Origin of the sequence: Mycobacterium yunnanensis (genome assembly GCF_025823185.1) — a bacterium.
In the GTDB taxonomy this organism is placed as follows: Bacteria; Actinomycetota; Actinomycetes; order Mycobacteriales; family Mycobacteriaceae; genus Mycobacterium; species Mycobacterium yunnanensis.
Genome location: NZ_JACKVK010000011.1, coordinates 213,379 through 227,597, shown reverse-complemented (window position 1 = coordinate 227,597; position 14,219 = coordinate 213,379). Strand labels below are relative to the sequence as shown.

Below are 14,219 nucleotides of genomic sequence, written 5' to 3'. Positions count from 1 at the left end.
GATCGGTGGGGTGGATCGGCCTGGGTGCCGCCGGGGCGTGGCTGATTGCGCTGATCGTGTTCGACGTGACGCAGCGCAGGCTGCCCAACGCCCTCACCCTGCCCGGCGCGGTCGCGGTCCTGACCGTCGCCGCGATCGCGGGACGGGGCCCGGCGGCGGCGGTCGGGGCGCTGGCATTGGCCGCCGTCTATCTGGTTGTGCACCTGGTGGCCCCGGCCGCCATGGGGGGCGGTGACGTCAAGCTGGCGCTCGGCCTCGGCGGGCTGAGCGGTGCGTTCGGCGTCGACGCGTGGGTGCTCGCCGCGGTGGTGGCGCCGCTGCTCACCGCGGTGTGGGGGCTGCTGGTGCTGGCGACCGGGTCGGGGACCAGACACGCCGCGGTGCCCCACGGCCCGTCGATGTGCGTCGCCACCGCGGCTGCGGTCGCACTCGTGCTCACCTAACCTTGACGTCGACCATGCCGACACGCGCCGCGACACCGAGTGACCTGCCCGTCGTCGCCGAGATCTACGCCCACTACGTACTGACCAGCGTCGCGACGTTCGAGCTCGACCCACCCGACGAGCAGGAGTGGCGGCGACGGTTCGACGCCGTCGTCGCGGCCGGGTTGCCGTTCCTGGTCGTCGAGCGCGACGCCGAGGTGCTCGGGTACGCGTACTGCGCACCGTGGAAGACCCGGCCCGCCTACGCCGGCACGGTCGAGGACTCGGTCTACGTCTCGCCGACGGCCGTCGGAACGGGCTGCGGCACCGAGTTGTTGCATGCCCTCCTCGACGCGTGCCGCGCGGCGAGGTTGCGCGAGGTGATCGCCGTCATCGCCGACACCGGTGATCCTGCCTCGGTCGAATTGCACCGCAGGTTGGGTTTCGTCGACGCGGGCCGGCTCGTCGGCGTCGGCGTCAAGCACGGCCGGCGGCTCGACACGTTGCTGTTGCAGTGCAGCCTGGCGTGACGGATTACCTCAGGTCGAGGGCGCCATGGGAAGATGGGCCGCGTGTTGCGATGGACCACAGCTGGTGAATCACACGGCCGAGCACTCGTGGCGATGGTCGAGGGCATGGTGGCCGGCGTCGAGGTCACCACGGCCGACATTGCCGCCGAGCTGAAGCGGCGCCGACTCGGTTACGGCCGCGGCGCCCGGATGAAGTTCGAGGCCGATGCCGTCACGGTGCTGACGGGGGTGCGCCACGGCGTGACGCTCGGCGGCCCGATCGCCGTGGAGATCGGCAACACCGAATGGCCCAAGTGGGAGACCGTGATGGCTCCCGACCCGGTCGAGCAGGCCGACCTCGACGGAGCGCGCAACGCCCCGCTGACCCGCCCGCGCCCCGGACATGCCGACTATGCGGGCATGCTCAAGTACGGCTTCGACGACGCCCGCCCGGTGTTGGAGCGGGCCAGTGCCCGTGAGACCGCCGCCCGGGTGGCCGCGGGCACCGTCGCGCGGGTGTTCCTGCGTCAGGCGCTCGGGGTCGAGGTGCTCTCCCACGTCGTCTCGATCGGTGCGTCGTCGCCCTACCAGGGGCCGTCGCCCCGACCGGCCGACCTCCCTCGCATCGACGACAGCCCCGTGCGCGCGTTCGACGAGTCCGCCGAGTCGGCGATGATCGCCGAGATCGAGGCCGCCAAGAAGGACGGCGACACCCTCGGCGGCGTCGTCGAGGTGGTCGTCGAGGGTCTGCCCATCGGGCTGGGATCCTTCACCAGCGGCGACAACCGTCTGGACAGCCAGCTGGCGGCCGCCGTGATGGGCATTCAGGCCATCAAGGGCGTCGAGATCGGCGACGGCTTCGAGACCGCGCGCCGCCGCGGCAGCGTGGCCCACGACGAGATGTACCCCGGTCCCGACGGCGCGATCCGCTCGACCAACCGGGCCGGTGGGCTCGAGGGCGGCATGACCAACGGTCAGCCGCTGCGGGTGCGCGCGGCGATGAAGCCCATCTCGACGGTGCCCAAGGCGTTGGCCACCGTCGACATGTCCACCGGTGAAGAGGCCGTCGCGATCCACCAGCGGTCCGACGTGTGCGCCGTGCCCGCGGCCGGCGTGGTCGTCGAGTCGATGGTGGCGCTGATCCTCGCGCGGGCCGCCCTCGAGAAGTTCGGTGGCGACTCGCTGGCCGAGACGAAGGCCAACGTCGACGCGTACCTGGGCGGGATCTCGGCACGGGATCGCGCTCGGGCGTCGGGCTGATGGCACCGGTGGCGGTGCTGGTGGGCATGCCCGGATCGGGCAAGTCCACCATCGGGCGCCGCCTGGCCAAGGCGCTCGACGTGCCGCTGCTGGACACCGACGCCAAGATCGTCGAGACCACCGGCCGCTCCATCGCCGACATCTTCGTCGAGGGCGAGGCGGAGTTCCGGCGCATCGAGGCCGACGTGGTGTGCGCCGCGCTCGTCGAGCACGACGGTGTGGTGTCACTCGGCGGTGGCGCGGTCACCACGCCACGGGTGCGCGACGCCTTGGCCGGGCACACCGTCGTCTACTTGGAAATCAGTGCGGCCGAGGGTATTCGGCGGACCTCCGGCGGCACCGCCCGCCCGTTGCTCGCCGGTCGCGACACCGGCGAGCGCTTCCGTGAACTGATGACCCAGCGGGTGCCGTTGTACCGGCAGGTCGCCACGGTGCGCATCAACACCAACCGCCGAAACCCCGGCGCGGTGGTCCGCCAAATCGTGCAGCGGATGGAGTCGGCCAACGGCGACCGCCAGCAGTCGAGGCGTCGCCGCCGGTCGGCGTGGCGCCGACTGCCCACCGTCTTGAATCCAGCACCCACCACCGAGGCGCCGCCCAGTCCCGCGGCGCTCGCCCGTCGAGCAGAGGCGCGTAATGACTGAACCCGTGACCGTCGACGTCCTCGTCGACCGTCCGTACCCCGTGATCATCGGCCGAGGCCTGTTGACCGACCTCGGCCGCGTGCTCGAGGGTCGGCACCGGGTGGCCATCCTGCACCAGCCGGTGCTCAACGCGACCGCGGAATCGATCCGAAACCACTTGGCGGAGAAGGGGATCGACGCGCACCGCATCGAAATTCCGGATGCCGAGGCTGGCAAGGAACTTCCCGTCGTCGGCTTCATCTGGGACGTGCTGGGTCGCATCGGAATCGGACGCCAGGACGCCATCGTCAGCCTCGGTGGCGGTGCGGCGACCGACGTGAGCGGGTTCGCAGCGGCCACGTGGCTGCGCGGCGTCGACGTGGTGCACGTCCCGACGACCCTGCTGGCGATGGTCGACGCGGCCGTCGGCGGCAAGACCGGCATCAACACCGAGGCCGGCAAGAACCTGGTCGGCTCGTTCCATCAGCCGCTGGCGGTCCTGGTCGACCTCGCGACGCTGGAGTCGTTGCCGCGCAACGAGATCGTGGCCGGGATGGCGGAGATCGTCAAGGCCGGTTTCATCGCCGACCCGAAGATCCTCGACCTCATCGAGGCCGACCCCGAGGCGGCCCTGGATCCGACGGGTGCGGTGCTGCCGGAACTGATCCGCCGTGCGGTGGTGGTCAAGGCCGAGGTCGTCGCGGCCGACGAGAGGGAGTCGCAGCTGCGCGAGATCCTCAACTACGGCCACACGTTGGCGCACGCCATCGAGCGGCGCGAGCGCTACCGCTGGCGCCACGGTGCCGCCGTGTCGGTCGGGTTGGTCTTCGCCGCCGAATTGGGCAGGCTCGCAGGACGACTCGACGACGAGACCGCCGACCGTCACCGCTCGATCCTGACCGCACTCGGCCTGCCGGTGAGCTACGACGCCGACGCGCTGCCGCAGCTGCTCGAGTACATGGCCGGGGACAAGAAGACCCGATCGGGGGTGCTGCGCTTCGTGGTGCTCGAGGGGCTGGCCAAGCCGGGCCGGCTGGAGGGACCCGATCCGGCGCTGCTGGCGGCGGCCTACTCGGAGATCGGAACCCGCTGATGACCAAGGTCAACGTGTTCAACGGTCCCAACCTGGGCCGGCTCGGCAAGCGTCAGCCCGAGGTCTACGGCAGCACCACCCACGACGACCTGGTGGCGCTCGTCGAGCGAGAGGCCGCCGAACTGGGCCTTGAGGTGGTCGTGCGGCAGACCGACAGCGAGGCCGAGCTGCTGGGGTGGGTGCACGACGCCGCCGACGCGAAGGAACCCGTCGTGCTCAACGCTGGCGCGCTGACCCACACGTCGGTGGCACTGCGCGACGCCTGCGCCGAACTGACCGCCCCGCTGATCGAGGTGCACATCTCCAACGTGCATCGGCGTGACGAGTTCCGGCACCACTCCTACCTCAGCGGCGTGGCGACCGGGGTCATCGTCGGCCTCGGCGTGCAGGGGTACGCGTTGGCCCTGCGGTACCTGGCCGGCGGCGACTAGGACTGCTCGCGGCCCCGGTCCGTCGCGGGCTCGCTGCCTGCCGATTCGGCTTCGCGCGGCGCCGTGGGCGTCGAGGTGAAGGACTCCGTCCTGGCGGCCTGCGCGCCCTCCGAGACCGACGCGCGGTCGTCGTCCGGGTAGTTGCCGGCGTTGACCGCCGCGAAGACGTCGGTGTCGGCCCGGTCGCCGTCCTCGCCGCGCCGCTGCACGGGAGGGGCCTTCCGGTCGACGAGCGCGCGTCCCAACGCCACGCCTGCGATGGCGAAGACGAACATCAGCAGCGCGGTGAACGCCGCGAAGGTGGTGACCTCGTTGAGCAGGCCCTGGGCGTAGAGATTCTCGTAGAACAGCGAGATGAACCACGCGACGAAGCCGCTCACGATGCCGGCGAAGAGCCCGCCAAGCAGCCAGGTCATCGCCAGGTCGCTTCGGCGGTCGGGGTCCGGGTTGGTGCGGGCGTCGGCGCGGCCGTCGGCCAGACCCCACACGAATGCGGCGATCGCAAAGACCGCGACCAGCAGAATGCTGATCCACAGCGCCTGACTCTCCATCAGGTTGATCAGGGCTCCCTGGAGCAAGCGGACGATGACCATCAGGGCGGCGAACACCAGTCCGCGCAGCAACCACTTACTCATGGGGGCACAGCGTAGCGAGTACCGTCAGGCGCTGTGACGATTTCCCAGCGCAGGGCGCGCCTGCGTCGCCGACTGGCCAGCGCGAATTTGGACGCGATGTTGGTAACGGACCTGGTGAACGTCCGATATCTGTCCGGATTCACCGGTTCGAATGCTGCGTTGCTGATTCGCGTCGACGACGACGTTCCGGTGCTGGCAACCGACGGTCGGTATGTCACGCAGGCCGCGCAGCAGTCTCCCGACGCCGAGGTGGTCATCCAGCGCGCGTGCGCGCCACACCTGGCCGCGACGGCCGCGGGCCTCGGGGTACGGCGGCTCGGTTTCGAGAGCCACGTCGTGACCGTGGACAACCACGCCGTGCTGGTGACGGCCGCCGGCGACGTCGAGCTGGTCCGCGCGGCCGGGGCCGTCGAGGCGCTGCGGGAGGTCAAGGACGCGGGGGAGATCGCGCTGCTGCGGCTGGCCTGTGAGGCCGCCGACGCGGCGCTGACCGATCTGGTCGCCGCGGGCGGGCTGCGGGCCGGGCGCACCGAGAAGGAGGTCGGCCGCGACCTCGAATCCCGGATGCTCGACCACGGCGCCGACGGGGTGTCCTTCGAGACCATCGTGGCGACGGGCGCCAACTCGGCCATTCCGCACCACCGCCCGACCGACGCCGAACTCGCCGCCGGCGACTTCGTCAAGATCGACTTTGGGGCGCTGGTGGCCGGGTACCACTCCGACATGACGCGGACGTTCGTGCTGGCGCCGGTCGCGCAGTGGCAGCTCGATGTCTACGACCTGGTCGCCACGGCGCAGCGGCATGGTCGGGAGGCGCTGGCGCCTGGTGTGTCGCTGGCCGGAGTGGACGGGGCGTCGCGCCAGGTCATCGCCGACGCTGGCTTCGCAGAACAGTTCGGGCACGGTCTGGGTCACGGCGTCGGGTTGCAGATCCACGAAGCGCCGGGAATCAGCGCGTCATCCGCCGGTACACTGCTTGCTGGTTCCGCGGTCACCGTGGAGCCCGGGGTCTATCTGCCCGGCCGTGGCGGTGTTCGTATCGAGGACACGCTGGTCGTGGGCAGTGACGACAACCCCACACCCGAGTTGCTGACCCGGTTCCCCAAGGAACTGGCAATTCTCTAAAGAGGCTAGGAGTAGTACCGCCGTGGCATCGACCGCCGACTTCAAGAATGGGCTCGTCCTGCAGATCGATGGCCAGCTGTGGCAGATCACCGAGTTCCAGCACGTCAAGCCGGGCAAGGGCCCCGCGTTCGTGCGTACCAAGCTCAAGAACGTGCTGTCCGGCAAGGTCGTCGACAAGACCTACAACGCGGGCGTGAAGGTCGAGACCGCCACCGTCGACCGCCGCGACGCCACCTACCTGTACCGCGACGGCGCCGACTTCGTGTTCATGGACTCCGAGGACTACGAGCAGCACCCCCTGCCCGAGACGCTGGTCGGCAACAGCGCCAACTACCTGCTCGAGAGCATGCCCGTGCAGATCGCCTTCCACGACGGGGCGCCGCTGTACCTGGAATTGCCGGTGTCGGTCGAGCTGCTCGTCGCGAACACCGAGCCCGGCCTGCAGGGTGACCGGTCCAGCGCGGGCACCAAGCCGGCCACCATGGAGACGGGCGCCGAGATCCAGGTGCCGCTGTTCATCAACACCGGTGACAAGCTCAAGGTCGACACGCGCGACGGCAGTTACCTCGGTCGCGTGAATGCGTGAGCATGCCTGAGCCAGGGCGAGCGAAGCGCTTGGGAGCCGCGGGATGAGCGACCGTCGCGGTGACCGCGGTCGCCATCAAGCGCGCAAGCGTGCCGTCGACCTGCTGTTCGAGGCCGAGGCCCGTGGCATGACCCCCGCCGAGATCGCGGAGGGTCGGACCACGCTGGCCGAAGGTGACGCCGAGCTGTCGACCCTGAACCCCTACACCGTCACGGTGGCGCACGGTGTCACCGAGCACGCCGCCCACGTCGACGACCTGATCTCGGCCCACCTGCAGGGTTGGACGCTGGACAGGTTGCCCGCGGTGGACCGGGCGGTGCTGCGGGTCGCGGTGTGGGAACTGCTGTACGCCGACGACGTGCCCGAGCCGGTGGCGGTCGACGAAGCCGTGGAGCTGGCCAAGAGCCTGTCCACCGACGAGTCGCCGGCGTTCGTCAACGGGGTGCTGGGCCAGGTCATGCTCGTCACGCCTCAGATCCGCGCCGCGGCGGCCGCCGTGCGGAGCACCCCCGAGGTCGACTGAGCGTTCCGGTCAGGACACGTACTTGCGGGCGCCACCGTTGAGTTGCATGTCCTCCAGCAGTCGATAGCCGCGTTCCATCACCGCCGGCACCGGGTGACGCTCCCGGACCACCCACGGCGCTCCTCGTACGGCGTCGACGATGCCCGCCGCGGTGATGCGGTCTCTCGGCAGTCGGACCAGCAGACGGGCGGTGCGCCGCACCGCGCTCGGAAACGGACGCCGCAACCAGGTGAACCACAGCGTGTTGCGGATGCCGTGCCGACGGCGGAGGTGGGAGTCGCGCACCCGGGAGGCGTGGTGGTGGGCCACGATCTCGGGGACGTAGCTCATGTGCCAGCCGGCCCGCACGATGTCGGAGGCGAGCAGCTCCTCCTCTCCGCCCAGCCACAACCGCTCCGAGAAGCCACCCGCGGCGAGGAACGCCTCGCGGCGCACGATCGACACGCCCGCCAGGAAGCTGAGCAACGGGTGCCCCGGGAGGCCGGGCGGACGGTCGAGCGGGGACCGGGCCATCTCGACGCAGATGTCGTCGAGCCGCCCGTCGGGTTCGACCATGATGCTGGCGGTCACCACGGCGAGGGTCGGATGGGTGTCGAGCAGGTCGGCCGCGCGACTCAGTGCGCCGGGGTCATACCAGGTGTCGTCGTCGCAGAACGCGACGTACTGCGAATCGACCTGCTGCACACCAAGATTGCGGCCCACGGCGCCGGTGTTCTTACCGGGGGTGAGCAGGGTGACCCCGGGATGGCGCGATCGGACCATCTCCGCCGTGCCGTCAGTGGACGCGTTGTCCACGACCACCACGCGTGGCTGTTCCGGCAGCGTTGCCAGTGTCTCCAACGTCCGGTGCAACTCGTCTCGGCGCTCGTGGGTGATGACCACCACGCTGACTCGCTCGTCGGCTGACACGGCTCCTCCTCGAATACGTGGTGTGCAGCGCGGTGCTGCCGTCGCAGTCGCGCCGCGTACCCGAGATTCGTCGACGCAATCGCGGGGCCACGGGGTGCTTGACGACGCTCGCAGTGGGCATATCCCGTTCATGACGATTGATGGTGATGTCACGAGACGGCTCGTCGCGGCCGACGACGACGCCGTGTTGGTGCTGCTCGAGGGGCGAGCGCTGGTGCTCGGCGCAGGTCAGTTGGACGACGACGCCCATCGCGGCGCGCTCCGGGTGATCTCGCGGACCGACTTCCTCCGCCGCGTCGGGGGCGGTGCCGACCTCTCCGACGACGAGGTGACCAGGCAGGCGGCGATCCTCGACGCCGAGGTGTCCGAACTGGGCGGGTGACGCCGGCGTCGGAATGAAACCGGGGCCGTCGGTTGCTGACACCGGCATGACCGACTCTGACCAGCCCATTGCCCTCATCGTCGGAGCGTCGAAGGGTCTCGGACTTGCCATGGTGGCCGAGTTCCTTCGGCGCGACTGGCGGGTGATCGCCACCGTACGCGGCGAGAACCGGACCGCACTGGAGCAACTCGACGCTCGTAGACGGCTCGAGATCGAGGTATTGGACGTGACGGTGCCCGATCAGATCGTGGCGCTGCGCGACCGGCTGGACGGTCGGCGCCTCGACCTGCTGTTCGTCAACGCCGGGGTCGCCCACGACGACGTTCCGGTCGCCGAGGTGAGCACCGAAAGCTTCGTCGACGTCATGGTGACGAATGCGCTGAGCCCGCTGCGCGTCGTCGAGACCCTCGAGGATCTGGTGCCCGAGTCGGGCACGATCGGCGTCATGTCGTCGCGCCAGGGCAGCGTCTCGCTGAACACGCGTGGCGGCCACGAGGTGTACCGAGCCAGCAAGTCGGCGCTCAACCAGCTGTTCCGCAGCTATGCCGCCCGGCACGCCGACGACCCGCGCACGCTGCTGCTCATCAATCCCGGCCACGTGCAGACCGAACTCGGCGGCAAGGGTGCCACGCTGACCGTGGACGACAGCATCCCCGGAGTGGTCGACACCATCGACGCGCACGCCGGTGAGGGCGGCCTGCAGTTCCTCGACTACCAGAATGCCGTCGTACCGTGGTGAGTCCCAGGCTCTGAGGCGTTGCCTAGCGGACGCACATCGGGCGCCAAGGCGATCGGCGTTGACTGAACCTGTGATGCAGCAACGACATTCGTTCACCAGCAGCGTCGTCATCGTTTCGGACGGCGGCACCGACGCCGGGCGTCGGTTGGCCCGCCGGAAGTTGGCCGACGGACACCGGGTCGTGGTGGTGGCCCGGCACGCGTGCGACGCCGTGGAGGTGCTGCACGGCCATTCGGCGGATCAGGTGATGGCGATCGCCGCCGACGTGTCGGACGCCCGTCAGTGGAGCCGTCTGGTCGACCGGGTGACCGAGAGGTTCGGACGGGTCGACGCGGTCGTCACGGCTCAGGAGTCGAGGGCCTGGTACGTCCGGCGGACGAAGCGTGGTTGCGCGGCCTGAAGCTTGGCCAATGAGGTGTTGCCCGCCACCGCGGCGGCAGCGGCCTCCGAACTCAGGTCCGGCAGATTCTGGATCAGGTACAGCATGATCAGATCCGCCGACGGATCCGCCTGCCACCACGTGCCGTAGGCACCGGGCCAGCTGAAGGTGCCGAGCCCGCCCGGGCCGTAGAGCTGGCGGGACTGCGCCGCGTCGGTCACCACCGACAGGTTCAGCCCGAAGCCGCGGCCACGCCAAAAGGGCATGCCCAGAAAGGGATACGTCTTCTGCTGGTCGGTCAGCCGATCGGTACGCATCGAGCGCACCGACTCCTCGGACAGCACTCGTACGCCGTCCACGGTGCCACCGCCGAGCAACATGCGCGCGAAGGCGAGATAGTCGTCGGCGGTCGACCACAGTCCGGCGCCGCCGGTGCAGAACGTGGGCAGCGTCACCGGCGCCGGACCCATCACGTCGTCGCGCAGGCCGTTCTCGTCGAGTTGGTACATGGTCGCGGCGCGCCGACGGCCCTCGACGCTGACCTTGAAACCGGTGTCGGACATGCCAAGTGGGCCCAGCACCCGCGCGTCCAGCACGTCGGCCAGCGGCTTGCCCTCGATCCTGGACAGCGCGATCCCCAGCACGTCGGTGGAGTGGCTGTAGGTCAGTCGGTCGCCGGGCTGATGGGCCAGCGGCAGCTTCGCCACTTCGGCCAGCCAGCGATCCTGGTCTTGGCGGAACATCAGCTTGCCGTAGGCGCGCGACAGCGGTGGCCCGACGGAGAACGCGTAGGCCAGACCGCTGCGGTGCGTCATCAGGTCGTCGACGGTGATGGGTCGTCGCAGCGGCACCGTCGACTCCAGGGGTCCCGCCGGATCGGCCATGACCCGCACGTCGCCCAACTCCGGCAGCCATTGGTCCACCCGGTCGGTCAGGGCCAGCCGCCCCTCCTCGATCATCGACATGGCCGCGGCCACCGTCACCGGCTTGGTCATCGACGCGATTCGGAAGATGGTGTCGCGCTGCATCGGCAATCCGGCGTTCACGTCGCGATGCCCAAGTTCGTTGACCTGCAGGACCTTGCCGCCCTGCCAGGCCATCGTGACGGCGCCAGCCAACAGGCCGGCGTCGATCGCCTCGCGGATGGAGTCCTGGTTGCCGTCGAGATTCACCTGCCCAGCCTAGCCAGCCGGGCTGGTGTCTCCCGGTGGGTGTTAAGCTGCCGGGCGAAGTTCGACGTCCTTTAACGATCCGTCCCGAGAGGCGGAGAAGGAGGTCCTGGGTCAGTCATGGCTTCTGCCAGCCCCGACCGGGAATTGATGTCCGCCGCGGACGTGAGCCGGACGATTTCGCGCATCGCGCACCAGATCATCGAGAAGACCGCCCTCGACGGCGTCGACGCGCCCAACGTGATCCTCCTGGGCATTCCGACGCGCGGTGTCACACTGGCGGACCGCCTGGCCCAGAGGATCCACGAATTCTCCGGCGTCACGGTCCCGCACGGCGCCCTCGACATCACCCTCTACCGCGACGACCTGGCCGGCAAGCCACCGCGTCCGATCGGGGCCACCTCGATCCCCCCGGCCGGCGTCGACGGTGCGCTGGTGATCCTGGTCGACGACGTGCTCTACACCGGGCGCTCCGTGCGCGCGGCGCTGGACGCACTGCGCGACATCGGGCGGCCACGTGCGGTGCAACTGGCGGTGCTGGTCGACCGCGGCCACCGCGAGCTCCCGCTGCGCGCGGACTACGCGGGCAAGAACGTGCCGACCTCCCGCAGCGAGAACGTCAAGGTGCGGCTCGCAGAGGACGACGGCGGCGTCGACGGGGTCTCGATCGCGCCCCACGGAGGGCCGCAGCGATGACACGACACCTACTCAGCGCCTCGGACCTCTCGCGTGACGAGGCGACGGCGATCCTCGACGACGCCGACCGGTTCAGCACGGCGCTGCTTGGCCGCGAGGTCAAGAAGCTGCCGACACTGCGCGGCCGCACCGTCATCACGATGTTCTACGAGAACTCGACCCGAACCAGGGTGTCGTTCGAGGTGGCAGGAAAGTGGATGAGCGCCGACGTGATCAACGTCAGCTCCTCGGGTTCGTCGGTGGCCAAGGGCGAGTCGCTGCGCGACACCGCGCTGACGCTGCGGGCCGCCGGTGCCGACGCGCTGATCATTCGGCACCCCGCTTCCGGTGCGGCGCAACGCCTTGCGGAGTGGACGGCCGAACCCGGCGATTCGGGACCGTCGATCGTCAACGCCGGTGACGGGACCCACGAGCACCCCACCCAGGCCCTGCTCGACGCGCTGACCATTCGCCAGCGGCTGGGCTCGGTCGAGGGCAAGCGGGTCGTGATCGTCGGCGACGTGCTGCACAGCCGGGTCGCGCGCTCCAACGTGGCGCTGCTGAGCACCCTTGGCGCCGAGGTGGTGCTCGTCGCCCCGCCGACGCTGCTGCCGACCGGGGTCGCCACGTGGCCGGTCACGGTCTCCCACGACCTCGACGCCGAGCTTCCCGGGGCCGATGCGGTGCTCATGCTTCGCGTGCAGGCCGAGCGGATGAACGGCGGATTCTTCCCGTCGGCCCGGGAGTACTCGGTGCTCTACGGCCTGTCGGAGAAACGGGCGGCCAGGCTCGCCGAGCACGCCGTCGTCCTGCACCCGGGACCGATGCTGCGCGGCATGGAGATCGCCTCCTCGGTGGCCGACTCCACGCAGTCGGCGGTGCTGCAGCAGGTGTCCAACGGCGTGCACGTACGGATGGCGGTGCTGTTCCATCTGCTCGTCGGCGCCGGCACAGCGGAGGTGAACGCATGAGTCTGTTGATCGAGGGCGTCCTGCTCTACGGGGAGGGCGAGCCGGTCGACGTCCTGGTCGACGACGGTCAGATCGCCGAGATCGGCGCCGACGTCACGGTTCCCGAGGGTGCCGAGGTGGTCGACGGTGCGGGCAAGGTCTTGCTGCCGGGCTTCGTCGACCTGCACACCCACCTGCGTGAGCCTGGCCGTGAGTACGCCGAGGACATCGAAACCGGTTCGGCCGCTGCCGCTCTCGGCGGTTACACCGCCGTCTTCGCCATGGCCAACACCGATCCCGTCGCCGACAGCGTCGTGGTGACCGATCACGTGTGGCACCGCGGCCAGCAGGTCGGTCTGGTCGACGTGCACCCGGTCGGGGCGGTCACCGTCGGACTGAAGGGCAAGCAACTCACCGAGATGGGCCTGATGGCCGCCGGTGTCGGCAAGGTGCGGATGTTCTCCGACGACGGCATCTGCGTCGACGACCCACTGATCATGCGGCGGGCATTGGAGTACGCCAGCGGTATCGGGGTCCTCATCGCGCAGCACGCCGAGGAGCCACGGCTGACCGTCGGCGCCGTCGCCCACGAGGGTTCGAACGCGGCGCGACTGGGGTTGACCGGGTGGCCGCGCTCGGCCGAGGAGTCCATCGTCGCCCGCGACGCCATCCTGGCCCGCGACGCCGGGGCGCGGGTGCACATCTGCCACGCGTCCACCGCAGGCACCGTGGAGCTGCTGAGATGGGCCAAGGAGCAAGGCATTTCGATCACCGCCGAGGTGACGCCGCACCACCTGCTGCTCGACGACGGGGTGCTCGAGTCCTACGACGGACGCAATCGCGTCACCCCGCCGCTGCGTGAGACCAGTGACGCGATCGCCCTGCGCCAGGCCTTGGCCGACGGCGTGATCGACTGCGTGGCCACCGATCACGCGCCGCATGCCGACCACGAGAAGGCGTGCGAGTTCGCCGTCGCCCGGCCCGGCATGCTTGGCCTGCAGACCGCCCTGTCGGTCGTCGTCGAGACCATGGTGCGCCCGGGGCTGATGACCTGGCGCGACGTCGCGCGCGTGATGAGCGAGGCGCCGGCGGCCATCGTCGGCCTGCCCGACCAGGGCCGTCCGCTCGAGGTCGGTGAGCCCGCCAACCTGGTGCTCGTCGACCCCGACGCGAGCTGGACCGTCGCCGGCGCCGATTTGGCCAGCCGGTCGGACAACACGCCGTTCGAGGCGATGACGCTGCCCGCCACGGTGATTCTGACGACGTTGCGCGGCACGGTCACGGCGCGGGACGGCAGGAGTCCGGCATGAACACCCCCACGCTCGTCGCGCTGCTGATCATCGCCGCGCTGTTGGCCCTGCTCATCGCATTCTTCATCCGGCAGATGCTGCGCGGCTGGATGCACCGGGCCCAGCGGCAGGTCGAGATGATCGGCACGTTGCCGCCGCTGCCCGACACCGTCGGCCCGGCCATCGTGCCGCCCACCAAGGGCCTCTACGTCGGCAGCACCATCGCGCCCAGCTGGCAGAACCGCATCGCCGTCGGCGACCTGGGGTTCCGCGCCAAGGCGGTGCTGACGCGCTATCCCGAGGGAATCATGTTGCAGCGCAGCGGTACCGGACCGATCTGGATTCCCGACGAGTCGATCACCGCGATCCGCACCGAACGCGGCATCGCGGGCAAGGCGTTGACGCACGACGGGATTCTCGCCATTCGCTGGAAGTTGCCATCGGGCACCGAGATCGACACCGGGTTCCGCGGCGACGACCGCCGCGAACTCGCGAACTGGACCGGGGAGGTCGCATGACG

Annotated in this window: 19 protein-coding genes; 16 read left to right on the top strand and 3 right to left on the bottom strand. The window is 69.9% G+C overall.

From position 1 onward, the window contains the following. The first annotated feature begins 14 nt into the window (after window positions 1–14). The 6 genes from H7K45_RS20755 to aroQ are packed head-to-tail and all read left to right on the top strand — an operon-like array spanning window position 15 to window position 4,338. A complete protein-coding gene (locus H7K45_RS20755; protein WP_372512619.1) occupies window positions 15–443 on the top strand; it encodes a prepilin peptidase in 429 nt (142 codons plus the stop codon). A 14-nt stretch (window positions 444–457) separates the two neighbouring features. Further along, window positions 458–952, top strand: coding sequence for a GNAT family N-acetyltransferase (locus H7K45_RS20750; RefSeq protein ID WP_263997848.1), 495 nt, complete (start codon window positions 458–460; stop codon window positions 950–952). Between the two features lie 42 nt (window positions 953–994). Beyond that, window positions 995–2,191 (top strand): chorismate synthase, encoded by a 1,197-nt coding sequence (gene aroC / locus H7K45_RS20745; RefSeq protein ID WP_263997847.1) that lies wholly within the window; start codon window positions 995–997, stop codon window positions 2,189–2,191. Beyond that, complete coding sequence (locus tag H7K45_RS20740; RefSeq protein ID WP_263997846.1) at window positions 2,191–2,835, top strand: shikimate kinase; 645 nt, start codon at window positions 2,191–2,193, stop codon at window positions 2,833–2,835. Before aroC ends, H7K45_RS20740 begins: the two co-directional genes overlap by 1 nt. Further along, window positions 2,828–3,907, top strand: coding sequence for a 3-dehydroquinate synthase (gene aroB / locus H7K45_RS20735; protein WP_263997845.1), 1,080 nt, complete (start codon window positions 2,828–2,830; stop codon window positions 3,905–3,907). The genes H7K45_RS20740 and aroB overlap by 8 nt, the downstream gene beginning before the upstream one ends. Then, window positions 3,907–4,338: a type II 3-dehydroquinate dehydratase gene (gene aroQ / locus H7K45_RS20730; protein ID WP_263997844.1), complete on the top strand. Its 432-nt coding sequence runs from the start codon at window positions 3,907–3,909 to the stop codon at window positions 4,336–4,338. The genes aroB and aroQ overlap by 1 nt, the downstream gene beginning before the upstream one ends. Here the strand turns inward: aroQ and H7K45_RS20725 are convergent. Beyond that, complete coding sequence (locus H7K45_RS20725; RefSeq protein WP_263997843.1) at window positions 4,335–4,973, bottom strand: B-4DMT family transporter; 639 nt, start codon at window positions 4,971–4,973, stop codon at window positions 4,335–4,337. The genes aroQ and H7K45_RS20725 overlap by 4 nt on opposite strands. A gap of 33 nt (window positions 4,974–5,006) precedes the next feature. Here H7K45_RS20725 and H7K45_RS20720 point away from each other — a divergent pair, with 33 nt between their 5' ends. Genes H7K45_RS20720 through nusB form a run of 3 tightly spaced genes read left to right on the top strand, consistent with a single transcriptional unit; the run spans window position 5,007 to window position 7,207 of the window. After that, window positions 5,007–6,098 carry a M24 family metallopeptidase gene (locus H7K45_RS20720; RefSeq protein ID WP_263997842.1) on the top strand — a complete coding sequence of 364 codons (1,092 nt, stop codon included), beginning with the start codon at window positions 5,007–5,009 and terminating at the stop codon, window positions 6,096–6,098. Window positions 6,099–6,120: 22 nt separating this feature from the next. Next, window positions 6,121–6,684, top strand: a complete 564-nt coding sequence (gene efp / locus H7K45_RS20715) for an elongation factor P (protein ID WP_263997841.1) — start codon at window positions 6,121–6,123, stop codon at window positions 6,682–6,684. Between the two features lie 43 nt (window positions 6,685–6,727). Continuing rightward, window positions 6,728–7,207 (top strand): transcription antitermination factor NusB, encoded by a 480-nt coding sequence (nusB, locus tag H7K45_RS20710; protein WP_263997840.1) that lies wholly within the window; start codon window positions 6,728–6,730, stop codon window positions 7,205–7,207. 9 nt (window positions 7,208–7,216) lie between these two features. Here the strand turns inward: nusB and H7K45_RS20705 are convergent, their stop codons facing one another. Continuing rightward, window positions 7,217–8,116, bottom strand: a complete 900-nt coding sequence (locus H7K45_RS20705) for a glycosyltransferase family 2 protein (protein ID WP_263997839.1) — start codon at window positions 8,114–8,116, stop codon at window positions 7,217–7,219. Between the two features lie 130 nt (window positions 8,117–8,246). Here H7K45_RS20705 and H7K45_RS20700 point away from each other — a divergent pair, with 130 nt between their 5' ends. Genes H7K45_RS20700 through H7K45_RS20690 form a run of 3 tightly spaced genes read left to right on the top strand, consistent with a single transcriptional unit; the run spans window position 8,247 to window position 9,637 of the window. Further along, window positions 8,247–8,498, top strand: coding sequence for a hypothetical protein (locus H7K45_RS20700; RefSeq protein WP_263997838.1), 252 nt, complete (start codon window positions 8,247–8,249; stop codon window positions 8,496–8,498). A gap of 46 nt (window positions 8,499–8,544) precedes the next feature. Next, window positions 8,545–9,237 carry an SDR family NAD(P)-dependent oxidoreductase gene (locus tag H7K45_RS20695; RefSeq protein ID WP_263997837.1) on the top strand — a complete coding sequence of 231 codons (693 nt, stop codon included), beginning with the start codon at window positions 8,545–8,547 and terminating at the stop codon, window positions 9,235–9,237. Window positions 9,238–9,295: 58 nt separating this feature from the next. Continuing rightward, window positions 9,296–9,637: an SDR family NAD(P)-dependent oxidoreductase gene (locus H7K45_RS20690; protein ID WP_263997836.1), complete on the top strand. Its 342-nt coding sequence runs from the start codon at window positions 9,296–9,298 to the stop codon at window positions 9,635–9,637. On the opposite strand, the gene H7K45_RS20685 is transcribed toward H7K45_RS20690, so the two are convergent. Further along, on the bottom strand, window positions 9,583–10,788 hold the full coding sequence (locus H7K45_RS20685; RefSeq protein WP_263997835.1) for a serine hydrolase domain-containing protein: 1,206 nt from the start codon (window positions 10,786–10,788) through the stop codon (window positions 9,583–9,585). The genes H7K45_RS20690 and H7K45_RS20685 overlap by 55 nt on opposite strands. 117 nt (window positions 10,789–10,905) lie before the next feature. Here H7K45_RS20685 and pyrR point away from each other — a divergent pair, with 117 nt between their 5' ends. The 4 genes from pyrR to H7K45_RS20665 are packed head-to-tail and all read left to right on the top strand — an operon-like array spanning window position 10,906 to window position 14,217. Next, window positions 10,906–11,481 carry a bifunctional pyr operon transcriptional regulator/uracil phosphoribosyltransferase PyrR gene (gene pyrR / locus H7K45_RS20680; RefSeq protein ID WP_263997834.1) on the top strand — a complete coding sequence of 192 codons (576 nt, stop codon included), beginning with the start codon at window positions 10,906–10,908 and terminating at the stop codon, window positions 11,479–11,481. Beyond that, the gene (locus tag H7K45_RS20675; protein ID WP_263997833.1) at window positions 11,478–12,431 is read left to right on the top strand and encodes an aspartate carbamoyltransferase catalytic subunit; all 954 of its coding nucleotides are present in this window, start codon (window positions 11,478–11,480) and stop codon (window positions 12,429–12,431) included. The genes pyrR and H7K45_RS20675 overlap by 4 nt, the downstream gene beginning before the upstream one ends. Further along, entirely contained in the window at window positions 12,428–13,720 is a 1,293-nt protein-coding gene (locus H7K45_RS20670) for a dihydroorotase (RefSeq protein ID WP_263997832.1), read from the top strand. The genes H7K45_RS20675 and H7K45_RS20670 overlap by 4 nt, the downstream gene beginning before the upstream one ends. Further along, a complete protein-coding gene (locus H7K45_RS20665) occupies window positions 13,717–14,217 on the top strand; it encodes a PH-like domain-containing protein (RefSeq protein ID WP_263997831.1) in 501 nt (166 codons plus the stop codon). The genes H7K45_RS20670 and H7K45_RS20665 overlap by 4 nt, the downstream gene beginning before the upstream one ends. Window positions 14,218–14,219 lie beyond the last annotated feature (2 nt).

Coding starts and splice junctions, on each gene's coding strand:
- H7K45_RS20740 (WP_263997846.1), top strand. CDS start 2,191: ATGGCACCGGTGGCGGTGCTGGTGGGCATGCCCGGATCGGGCAAGTCC.
- nusB (WP_263997840.1), top strand. CDS start 6,728: ATGAGCGACCGTCGCGGTGACCGCGGTCGCCATCAAGCGCGCAAGCGT.
- aroQ (WP_263997844.1), top strand. CDS start 3,907: ATGACCAAGGTCAACGTGTTCAACGGTCCCAACCTGGGCCGGCTCGGC.
- H7K45_RS20695 (WP_263997837.1), top strand. CDS start 8,545: ATGACCGACTCTGACCAGCCCATTGCCCTCATCGTCGGAGCGTCGAAG.
- H7K45_RS20700 (WP_263997838.1), top strand. CDS start 8,247: ATGACGATTGATGGTGATGTCACGAGACGGCTCGTCGCGGCCGACGAC.
- aroB (WP_263997845.1), top strand. CDS start 2,828: ATGACTGAACCCGTGACCGTCGACGTCCTCGTCGACCGTCCGTACCCC.
- H7K45_RS20670 (WP_263997832.1), top strand. CDS start 12,428: ATGAGTCTGTTGATCGAGGGCGTCCTGCTCTACGGGGAGGGCGAGCCG.
- H7K45_RS20725 (WP_263997843.1), bottom strand. CDS start 4,973: ATGAGTAAGTGGTTGCTGCGCGGACTGGTGTTCGCCGCCCTGATGGTC.
- H7K45_RS20675 (WP_263997833.1), top strand. CDS start 11,478: ATGACACGACACCTACTCAGCGCCTCGGACCTCTCGCGTGACGAGGCG.
- H7K45_RS20750 (WP_263997848.1), top strand. CDS start 458: ATGCCGACACGCGCCGCGACACCGAGTGACCTGCCCGTCGTCGCCGAG.
- pyrR (WP_263997834.1), top strand. CDS start 10,906: ATGGCTTCTGCCAGCCCCGACCGGGAATTGATGTCCGCCGCGGACGTG.
- H7K45_RS20665 (WP_263997831.1), top strand. CDS start 13,717: ATGAACACCCCCACGCTCGTCGCGCTGCTGATCATCGCCGCGCTGTTG.